Origin of the sequence: Haloferula sp., from assembly GCF_049672945.1 — a bacterium.
Lineage (GTDB): Bacteria > Verrucomicrobiota > Verrucomicrobiia > Verrucomicrobiales > Akkermansiaceae > Haloferula.
The window spans coordinates 77,080-93,369 of the sequence record NZ_JBATWY010000039.1 but is presented as its reverse complement, the minus strand read 5'-3'; the positions used below and the strand labels follow the sequence as shown (position 1 = coordinate 93,369).

At 53.5% G+C, this 16,290-nt stretch carries 17 protein-coding genes; 11 read left to right on the top strand and 6 right to left on the bottom strand.

Features of this window, described 5'->3' with window-relative positions; translation table 11 throughout:
• Positions 1-1,642: 1,642 nt before the first annotated feature.
• The gene (locus tag WBG04_RS03675) at positions 1,643-1,768 is read right to left on the bottom strand and encodes a hypothetical protein (protein ID WP_424313011.1); all 126 of its coding nucleotides are present in this window, start codon (positions 1,766-1,768) and stop codon (positions 1,643-1,645) included.
• A 186-nt stretch (positions 1,769-1,954) separates the two neighbouring features.
• Between WBG04_RS03675 and WBG04_RS03670 the strand changes: the two genes are divergently transcribed.
• The 8 genes from WBG04_RS03670 (at position 1,955) to WBG04_RS03635 (ending at position 9,873) form a co-directional block, all read left to right on the top strand.
• Positions 1,955-2,257: a hypothetical protein gene (locus tag WBG04_RS03670; RefSeq protein WP_424313010.1), complete on the top strand. Its 303-nt coding sequence runs from the start codon at positions 1,955-1,957 to the stop codon at positions 2,255-2,257.
• 63 nt (positions 2,258-2,320) lie between these two features.
• Positions 2,321-3,268 carry an AAA family ATPase gene (locus tag WBG04_RS03665; RefSeq protein ID WP_424313009.1) on the top strand — a complete coding sequence of 316 codons (948 nt, stop codon included), beginning with the start codon at positions 2,321-2,323 and terminating at the stop codon, positions 3,266-3,268.
• A gap of 904 nt (positions 3,269-4,172) precedes the next feature.
• Positions 4,173-5,003: a metallophosphoesterase gene (locus WBG04_RS03660; RefSeq protein WP_424313008.1), complete on the top strand. Its 831-nt coding sequence runs from the start codon at positions 4,173-4,175 to the stop codon at positions 5,001-5,003.
• An 84-nt stretch (positions 5,004-5,087) separates the two neighbouring features.
• Positions 5,088-5,747 carry a hypothetical protein gene (locus tag WBG04_RS03655; RefSeq protein WP_424313007.1) on the top strand — a complete coding sequence of 220 codons (660 nt, stop codon included), beginning with the start codon at positions 5,088-5,090 and terminating at the stop codon, positions 5,745-5,747.
• 1,413 nt (positions 5,748-7,160) lie between these two features.
• Positions 7,161-7,967, top strand: a complete 807-nt coding sequence (locus WBG04_RS03650) for a hypothetical protein (protein ID WP_424313006.1) — start codon at positions 7,161-7,163, stop codon at positions 7,965-7,967.
• Positions 7,968-8,515: 548 nt separating this feature from the next.
• Positions 8,516-8,815, top strand: a complete 300-nt coding sequence (locus WBG04_RS03645; protein ID WP_424313005.1) for a hypothetical protein — start codon at positions 8,516-8,518, stop codon at positions 8,813-8,815.
• Positions 8,816-9,298 (top strand): periplasmic heavy metal sensor, encoded by a 483-nt coding sequence (locus WBG04_RS03640; RefSeq protein ID WP_424313004.1) that lies wholly within the window; start codon positions 8,816-8,818, stop codon positions 9,296-9,298.
• A gap of 17 nt (positions 9,299-9,315) precedes the next feature.
• The gene (locus WBG04_RS03635) at positions 9,316-9,873 is read left to right on the top strand and encodes an RNA polymerase sigma factor (RefSeq protein WP_424313003.1); all 558 of its coding nucleotides are present in this window, start codon (positions 9,316-9,318) and stop codon (positions 9,871-9,873) included.
• A gap of 43 nt (positions 9,874-9,916) precedes the next feature.
• On the opposite strand, the gene WBG04_RS03630 is transcribed toward WBG04_RS03635, so the two are convergent.
• From WBG04_RS03630 to WBG04_RS03610, 5 genes are all read right to left on the bottom strand, one after another.
• On the bottom strand, positions 9,917-10,540 hold the full coding sequence (locus tag WBG04_RS03630) for a hypothetical protein (RefSeq protein ID WP_424313002.1): 624 nt from the start codon (positions 10,538-10,540) through the stop codon (positions 9,917-9,919).
• A 154-nt stretch (positions 10,541-10,694) separates the two neighbouring features.
• Positions 10,695-11,159: a DUF3347 domain-containing protein gene (locus WBG04_RS03625; RefSeq protein WP_424313000.1), complete on the bottom strand. Its 465-nt coding sequence runs from the start codon at positions 11,157-11,159 to the stop codon at positions 10,695-10,697.
• A 1,574-nt stretch (positions 11,160-12,733) separates the two neighbouring features.
• Entirely contained in the window at positions 12,734-13,198 is a 465-nt protein-coding gene (locus tag WBG04_RS03620; protein WP_424312999.1) for a hypothetical protein, read from the bottom strand.
• On the bottom strand, positions 13,188-13,676 hold the full coding sequence (locus WBG04_RS03615; protein ID WP_424312998.1) for a DUF7665 family protein: 489 nt from the start codon (positions 13,674-13,676) through the stop codon (positions 13,188-13,190). The genes WBG04_RS03620 and WBG04_RS03615 overlap by 11 nt, the downstream gene beginning before the upstream one ends.
• Complete coding sequence (locus WBG04_RS03610) at positions 13,658-14,152, bottom strand: hypothetical protein (protein WP_424312997.1); 495 nt, start codon at positions 14,150-14,152, stop codon at positions 13,658-13,660. Before WBG04_RS03610 ends, WBG04_RS03615 begins: the two co-directional genes overlap by 19 nt.
• Before the next feature lie 313 nt (positions 14,153-14,465).
• Here WBG04_RS03610 and WBG04_RS03605 point away from each other — a divergent pair, with 313 nt between their 5' ends.
• From WBG04_RS03605 to WBG04_RS03595, 3 genes are read left to right on the top strand one after another with little or no spacing between them, the layout of a single operon-like run.
• Positions 14,466-14,993, top strand: a complete 528-nt coding sequence (locus WBG04_RS03605) for a hypothetical protein (RefSeq protein WP_424312996.1) — start codon at positions 14,466-14,468, stop codon at positions 14,991-14,993.
• Positions 14,990-15,433: a hypothetical protein gene (locus WBG04_RS03600; protein WP_424312995.1), complete on the top strand. Its 444-nt coding sequence runs from the start codon at positions 14,990-14,992 to the stop codon at positions 15,431-15,433. Before WBG04_RS03605 ends, WBG04_RS03600 begins: the two co-directional genes overlap by 4 nt.
• On the top strand, positions 15,430-16,218 hold the full coding sequence (locus WBG04_RS03595; protein ID WP_424312994.1) for an ImmA/IrrE family metallo-endopeptidase: 789 nt from the start codon (positions 15,430-15,432) through the stop codon (positions 16,216-16,218). The genes WBG04_RS03600 and WBG04_RS03595 overlap by 4 nt, the downstream gene beginning before the upstream one ends.
• Positions 16,219-16,290 lie beyond the last annotated feature (72 nt).

Sequence of the window (16,290 nt, the reverse complement as noted above, 5' to 3'; positions counted from 1 at the left end):
ATTACTCACCTGAGGTGTATCCCGACTCTTCCCCAACCGCATTGTAACCACCATGCGTCAAGAGCATTAATGCCTACTCACGGCATCCGCCGGAGATATGCATTAATGACCTTGCTCTCCGAGGGCTCTTTGACGGCGAGGCCTGGGCGTGCCGCCCTCCGCCCCAGCGGGTCCTCCCTGCGTCAGGGATCCTCCCCGACACCCCACTATCCGGAGTGAAGCCGGATCTAAGCCAGGCTGGCCGACATTTTCTGGAAAATGCCGGTGCAACTGCGCAGAGCACCAGCGCGCAGCGTGATGGGCAGGGATGCCCCGACCATTCAAATGCCCCACAGTGGAACAAACTAGGCGGAACATGACTTCCGAGCCTTGCAGGCCTCACGTATCTCAGTGCGGAGTCGGCACGCTTGGGCAACAAGTTTGCAGAACCACTCAGAAAGGTCCTCCGGACCTTTTGTGAGTGGCGGTTGTGCGAGATCCCTGGTTAGAAGGGCGAGTAAACACAACTCAACATCCGACAAGTCTGTAAATCGCTCTACTTGATTCCAGTCCTGGGGAGAGGTGTTCGCCCCCCCCGGTAATCCGATTCGCTCTAGAGCATCATTTCGAATGATGCGGACGATCTGGTCGGGCATTTCTGTCATTAGTAGAAGAAAGGGAGGAATCGCTATTTTCTGAACATCTTCATCCTCCGACGGGAGGAACCCGAACACTGCGGGTTTGGTTTTCCTAGGGCGCCCACGTTTCAATCGTGGTGTTTCGATCCCCTCTGCCGATGCAATCTTAGCTATCCAGTCAGACAGGCAAGAATGAGAAACCGGGCATCCCTCCTGTATAAGGTCCCGGCGGATCTGACTGATGGAGATGCTCGATTGCACCCTCTCTAAGATAAATTCACGGTATGGATCCAATTTTGATTTCTTCATAATTTCCCATTGGATCGCTTATCGGCATTTTTCAATTATTTCTTCGGTAATTTCAAAATAGACTAGAACTTTGAATTCCATTGCCGGGACTATCTGGTGAAAAATTGAGGGAATGGGAGGTAATAACGGGATTATATCCTAAAAATGAGTGGGTTTGCCATTGCTGCTGTCCCCTTCCTCAAGTGAGCAGTCATTTTGGTTTAAAATGACGGTTTCGCTCGACGGTAATTATTTTCGGAAATGCCGGATTGCCTTGAAGGAGTCTGCCACCGGATGGGCGTCGACGTATTGGGTCATGTCGAACGATCGCCTGTTGGGTAGCCAGAGAATTCGCTTGGCTTGATTGACCGTGGTCATTCAGTCCGTGAAGCGCCCCACACAAAGCCAAAATGAATGCGCGAATGCGCTCAATCGAGTAATGGCGATTTGCGTCCATTGCCGAAGCCCCGTTTCCGGGCCTCCGACCATGATGTGAAAGAATCATATGCCTGAAAGGACTCAATCGGAGTCGCTCTAACAAAAAGACAAAAAATATGAAGAAAAAGAATGAAATCGGATTCAATCAAAGTGCCGGAAATGAACATATGAAGGCACCATGGAATCGAGGCAGCCAACTGGCTTATCAAGATCAGATCTTTACCGAAGATTTGATTGGTCGTCGGATGAAACTCGAAAAAGGACCGAACTGGTTCAGAATCGTTCCAGCGCTAAAGGGGTCAGACAACTGGCTGATGCATGTTCCGGCGATCACAATGAAGCACGGGCGTTTCGCTCATCCTCAGGTTTTCCAGGAGGACGGCGAAAGTGCCTTCGATCATGCCCATCGGTGGTTTGCGTCGCATGCGCCAAGAGAGTTGTACAGTCAGAAGAATCCCAATGGGCACCGCTTGCTCAGCGATTCACTGTGCGCCTTCTGGTGCCTACCTGTTAAGGAAGGGGAGCCTGTGGAAGCCAAGCTATTCTTGGGTTCGACATTCCAGGGATCACGGGGTCGACCACCTGGGCTGGGCTACCGCATCTGGCAAACGGTGTCAGCACCGGACCCGGATGTGAATGTGGTGATGAATCCCATCGATCTCGATCGTGGGACTTTGATCTGCATCGAGAAAGATCGGGCGCCGGGATCCAGGTTCACAACCTATCAGATTCGGGCCGGGCGGCTGGAGTCTCCGATCCGTGTTCTTCTGGAGCAAATGGAGGAATCGGAACGCGAGGTGTTTCGTCCGATCGAACAGACCATTCGTAGGTTGAGTGACGACGAGCAATGGGAGCACCTTGGACGGGTGGTTGGTCGTGACGTCGCCGCTGAAATCCGCTCCTCCGTTGCCTAACAGAAACCAAACAAAGGAGGTCGGCACGTCGTATTGGTGCCGACCTCCACAATTTACACATCAATGTCAGAACTAGAAACCACCCCGCCTAAAACTATCATACTGCCCTTTCAGAAAGCGGTCTATAACCGCCTTTGCGCAATTGGTCGCGCCTGCCTCACCGTAAATCGCTCCGCCCTCGGGCCTTTAAAGCTCAGAACTTGCTTCCTTCTGCTAGGCCCCACAGGAAGTGGAAAAACTTTCCTGGCGAGAGCGTTTTCAAAGGAAATGAATCTTCCAATCATGTCCATGTCCACTTCAGATTGGATCCTGATGGGATCCACGGAACGTGGGGCCAGATCCACCTGGCCTGCGATTTTCGACTTCATTGAGCGTGTGAAACACCAACAGGGAGCCGTCATCTTTATTGATGAGTTGGATAAATGTGCTTCCGACTCTCCTTACACTTCATTTTTGCGTGCCGAGGTTTTCTCGCTCTGCGATGGAAGTGTTCCTATGAACCTAAAAAATTCGGAGGGTGAATTGATTCAAGAGTCTCGTATTCTGGAAGCACGAGACTTTCTCGTGAACAAAACCATGATTCTGGCAGGGGCCGCATTTCAAGAAATTTGGGAAGTTCAGTCGAAGCCATCTATGGGCTTTCTCCCGTCGGATTCGGGAGACACGGATCCCGAACTGCCAGACTTGGCTCGATTCTTACCGCGAGAGATGATCAACCGATTTTCATCGGAAATTTTTGTTCTTCCGCGGCTCACGATGCCGGATTATCGCGTGATGGTTGAGACGGTGGCGGAGCAGATTCCCGTGATGTGGCGGGAGCGCTTTCTTGAGCTGGGTATTGAGCGTTTGGATCAGGCTGTTAGGCATCGGAAGGGTGCCCGATACTTGGAGGAGATCCTGCTTGCTGCGATCGTGATGGAGCGTGATTCCTTGGTGAATTTTGTTCCAACTCCCACACCTCCTGAATCGAGTAGTAGAGAAGTCGATGACTTGGAATTGACGATGGTCTGATTGCTGGTGATTTCAGTTTTCTATTCATGATCTCCCGTATCATTGGATCTGGATTGCTAACGGTTTTTGGCCGGGAAGACGCTTCTTCCCGCGCGGACAAACTGACGCTTTTGTCCGCTCCCATCTAGAGCGTGGGACACCCCCGCAACGCCCCCGTGTCAAGACCGCGCCCGCAATGCCGGGCGGATTGATCCCCGTTGCATCCCCATGGGATTGCGGGATCGCTTGGTGCCAGGTCCCTAGCCCCCCGAACCCCCGCCTCTCCCCACCGAAAAAATATTTTCGGATGCCTATGGAGTAGGCTGTCAGGGGGCTACCCGTCACAAAGCGCTGTCCTCACCCGATGGTCTGAATTTGCACGGTGATTTGATCGATTAATGTCCCACAACGACTGATGACTCCTGTATTGTGACTTTGATTTCTAATAGATTTGCCCATTCCTATCTTGATCGGTTCATCCACGGCTCCTCGGGAACAAGATAAAGTGCAACTTGGTGATAGATTACCAATTCTGACTCCAATGGCTCCGACCGCGACGGGTTGAGGCCAGGAGAGGTGGATCGTCGGAATGGTTGAATGCAGGCACACCCCCACCTCTCTACGATTGCACTGCGACAATACCCGATTCTAATTTCGTCGTCGCCGATTTTTCGAGTGATCAATAGCACGGCTCCGTCGGCGGGCTCGATTTTGTAGAGGCTGTCGTTTTGAATCTCGTGATCGCCTCGGCCAGGGTATGAAAAAATGTGGTCCATCACCCCTATAGACGCGCGGCATGGGTTCTCGTTAAGGCGGATCGAGTATTTCGCTGAGAAATTATGAAACTGAATGTTTTTCAAAGTCGCGCCTTAACGGTCGGCCATTGGATCGCGTTAAGGGGGTGGAGGACTCCTCCTGTGAACCTATGAAAATTCGATTGCATTCCCATCCTACAAAGAAGCTGCTCTGGATCTCTGATCTCCACCTTGACCAGGTCTCATCGGACCGAAAGTACCGCTTTTTTGACAGGCTCGCGAGCGCTAGTTGCGATGCAGTCCTCATCACTGGCGATATTTCGATCGCCGATCGCTTGCCCGATCACCTGGCCGAAATCTCAGGTGCCTGCGGAGCGCGGTCCGTCTTCTTTACGACTGGTAATCACGACTACTTCGGGTCGTCTTTCGAAAAGGTGGACGGCTGTATTGCCGATGTTTGCAGGCGTCACCCAAATCTGGTGGTGCTCGGTGGTGGCGAGATTATCAAATTGAGCCCGAACACTGCTTTGGTTGGGCATCGTGGGTGGTTTGATGGTCGCGCTGGAATCGGATCGAAGACCATGGTCAAGAGCCCGGACCGTGAGCTTATCCACGACTTCCGCGGTCTTAGTAAGGATGAATACTTTCTGAAGCTTGCTGCTCTCGGTGATGAATCTGCCCGCTACATCCGCCAGGTTCTGCCATGTGCCCTGATGAAATACAAAGCAGTGTATGTCGCAACCCACGTGCCTCCGTTCACACAAGCCCTGCGCCATGGAGGCAATTATTGCCGAATGGGAAGGCAACCGTTCTTCTCTAACAGGGCTGCCGGGAATGCGATTTTTGGAATTGCCCGAAGCTTCCCTGATCATCGAATCATGGTTCGTGCCGGCCACTCTCACAGCGCAGCAAATACTAGAATGTCTTCCAATCTAGAGATTCGTGTGGCCGGTGCTCAACCGGGTCGCCCTGCTTTTCAAGAACCTATCTTGATAGATTGATTGCCGATCCAATCGAAGAGGAAGTCTTGCTCGGCGCGTCTTTCAACGCGCCCAGCCCAGACGAAAGGAAATGATTCGGTGCATATGCACTCAAAATACAAACTACAACAAATTCAACAGAAGCGCCCTCTCAAGGGCGGAGTCAAACAACTTGATAAACTGGATAAAATTGCCAGTACGATGGACGCGATTCTCCTCAATCGACTGCCGAATGGCGTGATTCACCAAGGGATTCTCGCTGGCCGCGAGCCCGAGATTCGGCAAGCGGCTTTGATCAAAGCCATTGGCGGATTCCTCCAAAAAAACGATCAATATATTAGAGCTCGAAAGACCAATGATAAAGTAGCAATCCGTTCCGCGATGGCCCGCTGTGCGGCGATCACGCTGAAGTATGGAAAGGCACAAGTCGCAAGGGAAATGAGCGACGATAGGTCCCGGTTCACGCCGTTAAATGAGGGTAATGCCGGGGTCTACCTTCATCCGGCCTTGCTCAGGCCCATCGAGTGGCAAGCGGCTGAGATCGGAGCCATGGTCATGATTAGCGTGCGCCGCGCTGTCCGCGATGGTCGCTTGAGCCCAGCCAATGCCGCAATTGTTTCGATGGCTTGCGAAGAAGGTCTGCAAGTGTGCCAGATCGCACGACTCTCCGGGATCACACCATCAGCCGTTTGTCAGCAACTGCGGAGGGCGAAGAACGTCGTGCCCAATCTGGTCAGCAACGTCGAGCAGCCATTGTTTGCGTAGGCTTCGATCCTAGTATCGACAAACTACTACATTATATACATGCAAATGACTATAATCAGGATGCTGAGAAATCGCGCAAGGTCAGAAAGGGAGATTCTCGCCGCTGTGGAGGCATACCACCGAAGCGGGGAAATTTCGGAACTTCTCGTTCAGTTCTTCGATCAGGAGGGGAAATGGGTTGGCGACCGGCGAGGTTGGTCGTGCCCAACGTACAAAATCTCACAAGTCCGCATGAAGGGGGCAATGCTCCCAGTCACACGACGAACCAGAGCGAATGATCGAGGTCGTATGATACTGCTCACATCATACGTTCGAAAATTGGCAAGCCACGTGACGATCCCCTGGCATGAGGTAAGAGGGAGTATCTCATTGAAAGGGAAGTCATCTTTCGACGCACCCCACCTGCGCAAGGTGGGTAGGGAGTTCTACTCCACCTCCTCCTCCGAAATTGATCTACCTCGGCTTCGGCGAGTGGGCGGAGATCTTGATTTCCTTTACACTTGGCGTGTTAATGCACCGCGGCTCAAATCTGTTCTTGGATCCGTGCATGTGATCGAGTTCCGCCTTGCGCGATTGGAGCGTGTTGGTAATCGCTTGTCGATTCGCTGGGCGGATCATGTGGTGGCACCACGGCTCCTAACAGTGGGAGGTGCAGTGCAGGCACATTGTGCCAGGAGTTTTGATGCGCCCGTCCTTGTGTCCGTCGGTCACGCACTGATGGCGGATAGCGCCGAGCGCTTTAGTGCTCCAAACCTCCAGTCAGTTGGCAGTTCGCTCCTCCTCGATTCCGCAACAGTTATCGACGCTGAGCGGTTGCGATTGGTGGGAGGATGGCTCACCACTGTGGCAGCCAAGGACTACTACCCTCGAAACATTAGAGTTAGAACATTGTGGATTCCTCACCCATGGGCCGAGGCTTGCTGGAAGGCGAGGTGTGCAGCTCGAAAGTTTTTGAACTCAAGGCCCTCCTGGAAAATTTGATCTGTAACACAGGTTTCCCATTACCGTGATTTCCCATCCACATCGTTTGCGGGGAAGCGAAACAGCATGCCATTGATGGCGACGCTACCGGATGCTGCGCCCTTTGAATTACGACCTGAAGAAACATGGGCCAGGTAACCTGCTAGGAGATCGGTTTAGGTAGATTGAATCGTGCGCTGCGGGTAAGAGTTTGCAACGAGTCCGGCAACTGAGCGGCGATAGGAGGGGAGGGGACGGTTGCCCCTGATGTTGAAGGGCTCGGAAATGGTAAAGCCAATTAGAGAATCGATTGTCGTGCCTTCCCTTTCGGTCGTCCCGTGCCCAGACGAAACACCTTTTTCGTATTCTGAAATTGATGCTGATTCCGCCCTTGGAGTTCAGATTGATTCAGATCTAACAAGAACCGAATAAATTGAAATGAATAGTATAGAAATGAAAACCAAAACCGTTGAATTTGCATCCCCGTCCGAACTGGCTGAGATGAATTCCGCGCCGTGGGGTAACGAGAAACAGAGCAGATACCAGGACCTCGTGCTCAAGGCCGAGTTTGCCCAGCGACGTTTCAAATTCCCTGTTGGAACAACCTGGTTTCGAATCGTTCCTGCCCTTCGAGGTAGTCGCGGATCGATGATGAAATTGCACGCCCTCAATTACAAAGGCGGCAGGCATGTGCATCCCAAAACCCTCACTCCTGGAACGAAGAGCACCTTCGATGCTGCCTACGAGTGGTGCAAAACTAACAGACCGGAAAGCCTGTTTTGTAAGAGTAAACCGGATGGATACAGACTCTTGACTGATCCGTTGTTTCTTTTCTGGATCGTATTCGAGGAGGATTCAAAAATTGTTGCAAGGCTTGTCCTTGAGTCCGGCTACGATGGATCGCGGGGCGGCACCCCGGGGCTTGGTCATCAGGTCATGAGTTTGACTCAGGAACGAGATGAGAATGGTAACCTTGTCACCGATCCGATTGATCAGGACCTTGGACGCCAGATCGGAGTCGAACGAACGCAACCTGCCGGGACTCGGTTTCCGAGCTACGCCCTGCGAATGGGTCGCACTCCGGTGCCAATGCCAAAGTACATCGATCGGATGGACCCTTCTGAAATTGAGGCACTCGTTCCAATTGAGGATGTCGTCCACAGCGTATCAGTTGATGAAGAATGGGGGCTGCTCGAAAACGTCATTGAGCCCGAGATCGTGAAAATGATCCGCGAGGCCCAATCAGCCGAGTCGCAGTAGTGGTGGCGTGGGGGAGCTCCGTTTGCTCCCCCACGCATCCGGTCGGCTCCCCGAGTGGGGACCAATTGGTCGCGATGGAGCAACGAGCTTTAGCTCACCACCGGAGCCGGGTCAGAAATGGCCCGGCTTTCACCGTGTGGGTTGTCAGCGTCGTGGGATCATTTGAATGCCGCTGTATTGATGCCCAAAGCGGCATCGGTGGGATAGATGACGGTTCCATTGAGGCATTGCCGTCGCCCTCTGATAGAGGGCCTTTTTGCATCATTTCTTTTACAGCGACCGGGTGGTCGCCACGAGGGAAGTGGAGATCTGGGCCGAGTCGAACCAACCGAGATACTGGGGAAAATGCCGCGTCATAAATTGGTCCAACCTATTTGCCTGTTTTAGAGAGAAAGCGATGAATGGGAGGTTTTTCCAAAAAGGGAGAGGGTTTTAGTCAATCGTGGTGTATTACGGGGCAGAAGGTCAGGCGTATCTGCGCTCATAGCCCTTATATTTCCTCATCTGATGGCTTGGTCTCCACCCAGAAGCACCCAAATTTCAAAACTATGAATGATTCTGAACTCGACGAATTGTTGCGATCTGCCGATCAGCAGGTTCCGGTCCCTGAAAGCTTTAGGCACAAGGTCTGGTACCGCATCGAAAGCGCGTCACTGAACGAGCGGAAGCCGTTGGCTTGGCTGGAAGCGCTGTTTTCCACCTTGGCACGCCCGGTCGGTGCCGTTGCCGCCGTAACGACCGTAGGCCTTTTAGGTCTTTGGATGGGAGCTGCGGGAGTTAGCGGTGGGGGTGACTCCAAGCTCGCCTACGTGGAATCGGTAAGTCCTTTCGCATCCGCTCACAAATAGATGAGGAAGGGCGTTATTGTTTTGGTCTTGGCCCTGATTGCGGGCCTTTGTGCCTTCACGTTGATGCGTTCACACAAGCACCAGCAGGTTGGTAGGAATCCTGGTGTGCCGCTCTTGGAGGCAATGCCCGAACTCACATGGCTGAGGGAGGAATTGAGCCTATCCGATTCACAGTTTGAGAAGATCAGCGATCTTCATGCAGCCTATAGGCCCAAGTGTGAGGAAATGTGTGAGCGGATTTCACAAGCTCATGTGCGGCTCGACGCGGTCGCAAAGGGGGCATCGGGAGTATCACCCGAACTTGAGAGAGAGATCATCGATCATGCAGAACTTCACGCGGAGTGCCAGAGGGAGATGCTTAATCACCTCTATCGAACTGCTGCTGTTCTTGATGAGGAGCAGGCTAGGCGCTATCTTGATGAGATGCTCCCGTATGCCCTCGATTTCAGCCATAGCGAGCCGGAGGGCTCTCAAGGCCATTGAGTGCTCAGAATAAACCGATGGAAGCATCCGATTCAGAGTTGATGGTGAGATTGGCGGGCGATGACGATCTCGCCTTGAACACCCTGATGGATCGTTGGGCTTCGCGCGTGACTTCCTTCCTCTACAAGATGACCGGTCAGCGGGATACGGCGGTTGATCTTGCTCAGGAGACGTTTGTGAAACTCTATGGTGCGAGGAAGCGCTACAAGTCGGGCGGAACTTTTAGTACGTATCTATTCACCATTGCTGCGAATTTGGCACGCAATCACGCCCGATGGCGGGCCAGGCATCCGACGGTGTCGCTTGATGCGACGAATGACGACGGATTGCCGATGGTGGCTGAGGCTGCGGACCCCCACGAAACACCGGGTGAGGCTGTCGAGACTTCAGAAAAGTTCCGAGCCGTTCACGCGGCCTTGCTTGAGCTTCCTCACGACCTCAGGGAGGCCATGACGCTATTCGTCTATGAAGGGATGAGCTACGCGGACATTGCATCACTGACCCGGTGCAGTGCGAAAGCCGTGGAAACCCGGATTTATCGGGCTAGGCAGATCTTAAAAGCACAGTTGAAATAGTTAGTGGCCCTGCGGGAGAAGTTCGGAGCGAGAACACTTCGACTCAGAATTTCAGCAGAAACTCTGGACCGTAGACGAGACTCGCCCCGAAGTGAGCTGCTACGGCAACAAGACCGGCGCAGAGGGTAAGTGCGACAGCCAGTAGTTTTGGACCAAGTCGATTCCGTAGAAGTAAAACGAGGGTGGCTAGGACGGCGGTCCCGGTGCCGAGCCAGCGGTGACGAAAAAGGATTTGCTCGTCGTCGCCGAAATAGACCGAGTCGTAAGCGTACATCCAGCCGAGCGCCGCTGCGCCAATCGCGCCAAGGGCACCGAACCAGAGCATAACCGTCACTACCGAGTCACCCTGGCCCTTCACGACGCGATACCATTGAACAAGCATTGCGGCGAGTAGGAAGGCGATCGGGAAATGAAGGACCATCAGATGGAGTTTCCCGGCATACTTGATCCCCTTGTAGAGCGTTGAATCGGGATCAATCAGCGGGGCATCTGGATCTACGGCGTCGCTTACGGTTTCGCCTTCGATCGAAGGGGTTGGGGAGGTGTCGTTCTGGTGACTTTCATCGGCATAGCCGGGTGGCATCGTAAAGATAAGCAACATCGCGATCAAACCCGCGAGGCGGCAAAACGATGTCCACGTAAGGCAGGATCGAAAGAAATGGTTCATCGGATGGCTTGTCGGCATCTACGTTAAACCCCGGCCACCGATCAGACCCTTTATCAATTTGGTTTGCATCTCGGAGGGGACATCCGAGTTGACAGAAAAAGCGGCCGGGTTTCCCCGACCGCCATCCAACTCAACCAAAGAAAATGAAAGAGTGCTATTTCACCATCTTGCCGCAGTGCGGCATCTTCTTGCCAAAGTACGGATTTTGAACCTCGTCGTCGGACTTCTGGAGCCAGTCGGCGCCCTTTCCACCCATGGCCATCGGGCAATGGGCAACGTGCATGGTCATTTCCTTTTTGGCGATCGGGATGGCGAGGTCGCTGAGCATCTTGAAGTGCGTGCGTGCCTCCTCGATGTTTTTGCTGTCCGCGATTGCTTGGGCGGGCTTCGCCATGGCGCTGTCCTTGTCGTGTTTGACCATCCCGGCGGCGGCTTTTTTGGCGGCGGCGAGGTCGTCTTTGTAGAGGGCGGTAGAGACTACGGCGTAGCCTTCGAGCATGTGGTCGGCGTGGGCTTCGTGGCCGGCGGCCCCATGGTCGTGGCCATCTTCCGCCATCACGGCTGGAGTAGCGAATGCGAGACCGATGAGGCCGAGTGTGAGTGCAGGATTGATTTTCATATTGCGATTGTTTGATTTCCCGTGATCTCGGTCGCGGGGTCTGGTCAGTAATAAACCGTCGATAGGTCAACCCCTTGAAATTTCGGTGAAGTTTTTTCTGATGCCTGAAAAATCCGTCACGCAGATGCCCGAGTGTGTAGGCTTCCGGGGGCCAATGCCGCCTTTCGTTGGGGCGATTCAAGCTCTCTCAGTGGGGCTGCTTTCGGAGAAGATACGTGGGAAAACCCTGCGACCCCGATCTCCGAAACTGAGTAGGAGTTTACAGCACGGATGAAGTCACAGTCGACCATGTTCCTCGGAGAGAGGAAGACCTCGTCGTATCGAGCGCCTCGGTTGAACGCTCTGAGCAGCTCGCCGAAAACGACGGCGGAAGCCATCGCTCCGACGAAGCTGGTTGAGACTGACTTTCCTGCCGTTTCAATGGCCAGAGCCCCGCATGTTTCCTCTGGCGATGATAGCGCCTGAATCAATTTTTTACTCGGAGCAGACGCTTGAGTAGCATGCTCCCAGATTTCTTTGGCGGCCCGGCTACCAGGGAAATTGTGAATGTGGATCAGGTCGAAATCGTTGAGGCTTCCGCCTAGCCCGCATTCCAGAACACGGAGAAAGTTAGCACCTTCAAGAATTCGACGAGGTTCGGCTTTGTCGAATCCGCAAAGTGCGATTGCGGGTTCGTTGTCGAGACGACAGATCGTTTCGTCAAACGGGCGCTCGCAGATTTTTGTTTTGAAACCACGCGCTTCAGCCCACTCGGAACAAACACGCGTCTTGGGCCTCCCGATGTCCACCTTGCCACAGAGGAGAGCGGCCCCAACATTGGCTTCTTCAATGGAATCGAAATCTTGAAGCATGAGTTCACATTCCGAAGGGTCAGCGAACGGGAGTAACCCGAGGGTCCACAGGAAAGCCTGCCCGAGATGTCCGAGGCCAAGCATCCAAAGCCCTGCTGGCAAAGCACGGAGTGGCGGGCCGTCGCTTGATCCATCGAGCCAATCGGATTCAGGATTCCAGAGCGATGTTCCGGTGCTTTCGTCACAGGCAAAATTAGAAATTCCAGTCGCTCGAAGAAATCCACGATGAACCGCCAAACCGGCAGCGAAGATTCCGCCGAGTGCGAAGTCGACTCCGTGGTCATTCTGGAAATTGGATCTACCCGAGCTTGGTTCGACTCCGCCTCTCCATCCGCTCGCTCGGACGGTCAGTGCATGAGGGCTAGGGTCATCAGGTTGAAATCCGAAGTAGATTGTATGGGAGAATTCCCCAATCAGCTTTCCCGAATTCTGTAGTAACTCGTCGACCACGCCATTCAATGTGTTTTGGCTAGGCCATGGCAAGAGTAGTCGAACTTCGGCTGGGATCTCGACTCGTAATCCTCCGAGGAACGCTCTCTGTCCACTGTTCAACGCAGTGATCAAGGCTGCTTGAAGCGCTATGGAGTCACGAATGTTGTCATCACAGTCGAGGCGAAGAGTCAGACTTTTCAGTGTCTCGACTGCCTCGCCGTAATTGCATCCACGGGCGGCCATCAACCCGAGGGCGAGACGGTTCGCTTTATTTGGAAGGGGAGTGGTCATTTAGAAAAGGGTGATTTCGAAAGTGTGAGTCGAAAGCGTTTCCCAGTGTCCGTCGCCAAGGTAGCGGTAGAAACCTGCACCCTTTAGACCGAACCACGAGTGCTGGGAATAGTTGGGCAAAATGAGTGCGAGGTGACCACTTTGCGCGATCATTGGATGATTGCGGTCGGCTTCGCTTTGATCCGTCCAGACCCCGGGATGCGTGTGAACGTCAGCAACGACTTTGAGATTTCGTTTTCCACAGTGCTGCCAAAGAGGGACGTACCCACTACCGTCAAAGCGAATGATTCCCGTATCGAGGGAGTTCGAGTCAAGGTCATCATAACAGACGAACTCGGAAACTCGACCTCCATCCTTTGGACCGAGGAGGAATGCGCCGCTCTCGCGGACTCCTCCGCCTCGCTGACGGAGACGCCAGACGAGCCGGAGCCACATGATCCATGAAATCCGTAGGTCAGGCACCATGGTAGTCGTCGGAGTGTAGGAGTTCGTAAGTTGGGCGGAGGTAGTTCACAATGGTGTGGTCGGGTTTCCAGACCAGCCCCGCATGCTTCACCGGCCATTCCGGGTGACCTGCCGCCGCAAGGCGATCCCATGGGGCGTAGAGTGCCGCAGCGTTGTTCCATGTTGCTCGAAAGACCATATGAACGTCGTTGCTTCCTTTCGGCCACTTCGTCAGATCCAATTTGCTCTTAGAAGCAGGGTCCCAAAGGTAGGCTGTTGGCCCGGTTTTGGGGTAGTGCTTCAGGTCGAAGAAGAGATAGAACCGTGTTGGGCTTTCACCCCTCGCAGCAGCGGCAACCCAGATGACGGTATTTGGCCACTTGACCGACTCGTCTTCATGCAGGCCCCACTGTCCTTCCGTGACACCTTGAAGGAAATTGAATCCCTCAAGGTGTTCGCAGAAGCATTCCTCATCGAGGCTCAACCCTGAATCAGGCATCGTTCGGTTAGGAAAAGTGACAGCTTGCAGTCAGGGAAGCTCACCAATTTGCCGATCTTGGTATCGGGATCAAGGATGTCGCCCTCAGCGCCTCCGAGGCGGATTACCCACTTCCGGCCGGCGTCCACGCCGAACTGATTTTTCGCCCAAGTGGTCACCCGGCGGATCTTGGTATTCGGTCCGAATTTCCGTGATTCCTCGCCATTGTAGGAGACCGATACGCTGATCTTCCGACAGCGATGACAGTGAAGGATCTTCGGACGATGCGGTTGGCATTCGCAGAGTTTCCTGGCGTGGGCGATTTCCTCATCGGAATCCTCGGCGAAGACCACGAGAAGATCGGGATCTTCGACAAGGCCCGGATTCTCGTCGCGAAGCCGCGCCAGAATCGAAGCGATGGTGTCTTCGTCGTTTACTTTGATGGCTCGGGGTTCCTGGTCGCCGATTTGGATATAGACTTGTGAGTCGGTGTTCATAAGATTTTAACCTTGGAATGACTGGAAGTGCGCCTTGCCACCGTGGCAGGATTTCCTCCGTCATCTCTATCCGCTCCGCATTCTGGGTTTTCTGGGAAGAAAAATTTATTTCCCCGATTTTTCCGAAACAGGAGCGTATAGAGACGTCGGCCTCGAATGGGAACCCACCCGCACTATGGAGCAAAACTTGGAAACAGCCTTCAGCATACCTGATCTTGAAACCGTAATTCTCCGAGCGGAGTTGTACGCGGACTGGATCATGCGGCGGTATCTCTGGCGCGGACTGAAAGCCCGTTTTGGAAAGGAGAAACAATTGCTGGCCAACGGCAAGTCCGCGGATGATTTCGTTAAAGAGGCGGTCGAGGCGCTCCTCTCCGAACAATGGAAATATCGCTACGATCTGGATCTTGAAACCAACCTCAAGCGCACAATTAGGAGCAGAATATGGACATGGAAGAAAAAGTCGGACAGGCAACCGCTTGCCGATCACAAGGGGATGGTGTCCGATGATGGAACGGACTTTGATCCCGTATCGAATGCGGTCGATCCAGGACCCTCAGGCGACGTCCTGGTTGAGCAATCCGAACAACATGAACTCCAACGGATATTTCTGGAGGAATTTAAAATTCATCTGAAAGATGATCCCGAACTGTCGGAGCTTCTGTCAGCCTTGGAAGGCGAATTCACCAAGCCCGCCGAGATCGAGGAACTGACAGGAATTCCCGCTGTCCGAATTTCCGAACTCAAGCGTAAGCTCGAATCCAAGGCTGCACGATTTATGATAGACCACCCTTCGGCGGAAGCGCTGGAGAAATATGGAACCAACCGAAAAACCAAATGAATCCAGAAAAATTTGAATACGAGCCACTGGAGAATGTATTCCGTGGTTTTGAAATCGATCCGCAGGAAAGCACCCCTGCGGAGTTGAAACAGTCACTTGTCGAAAGGGGATTAGATCCCGATGGAACCGTCTCTGCTGTCAAAGGTCTTGTTGCCGACTACGTGAAGAGCAAGCGGTTGTCTTGGAAGGATGCCGCCATCAAAAAACGCACGGAGATGATGGAAGCGACCCAGCGGCTGGTTTCATGGGCGACAAAAGGTGAGAAGGAAGTGGAAGCGGCTTTTACAAAATTGCGGAACGGGACTTACGGTCCGTCTCCCAATCTCGCTTTCCGAAATTTGAGCAACCTGTCCATCGAAGAAAAGGCGCGGATATTGGATGAAGCCGATAGCCTGTCCGAAGTGGCACGTAAAAATTCAGAAAGTAACAAGAATCCATGAAGCCGCTGGCACGGTTCGCAATCCCGGTGGTGAAAGCCAGGGAATTGATTGCCGAGCTGCGTATCGAAGATCCCTCGGAGATCGAAATCGATCTCATCGCTGCCCATCTGGGTGTCATGGTGCAGGAAACGGAGATGGTGGGCTCGGACGGCCGAATGATGAGAATCGACGGAGCCGCCAGAATTTCGGTTCGCAAAGACATCAAGTTTCCCGGTCAGAAACGTTTCGTTATCGCCCACGAGCTGGGTCATGTATTGCTGCATCCGAAGCTTCGCCAGATCGACGAGCTGAGTCTGAGCCAAGCCTCGAACTGGTCCCTGAACCAGGAGCCGGAGGAAATCGAGGCGAATTTGTTCGCGGCGGAAATCCTGATGCCGAAATCGCTTTTCCTTCCACGTATCCAGGGTCGTGAGCCGGGGTTCGCCCTGTTCAACGAACTCGCGGGAGAATTCGGAACGACCGTCACGGCGGTTGCGATCCAGTTCATTCGCTACACCCGAGAGGAGTGCGTGCTCATCGCTTCCCGGAAGGGACAAAGGGCGTGGTTCCACACCAGCGAAGCTTTTAGCTTCAGGCTGCGCGATGAAATGGAGATTCATGAATTTACCTGCGCCCACGAGTTGGAATCTGAGGGCAAAAATACGGTTCGCGGAGATGACGTCCCGGCCGGGAGCTGGCTCAAAGGCTACTCGACGACTGACAATATGGAATGCGTGACAGAGGACGCGATCTGGTCGGCAAGGTTCGGAGCACTGTCTCTGGTGTGGATCAAGGACGACATTTGACAGCCCGTCCGGGCGGATTCCAGTGACTGAGGCAGCCTGGTTCACAGGGTGGTGAAAAAAGGTGAATATTGT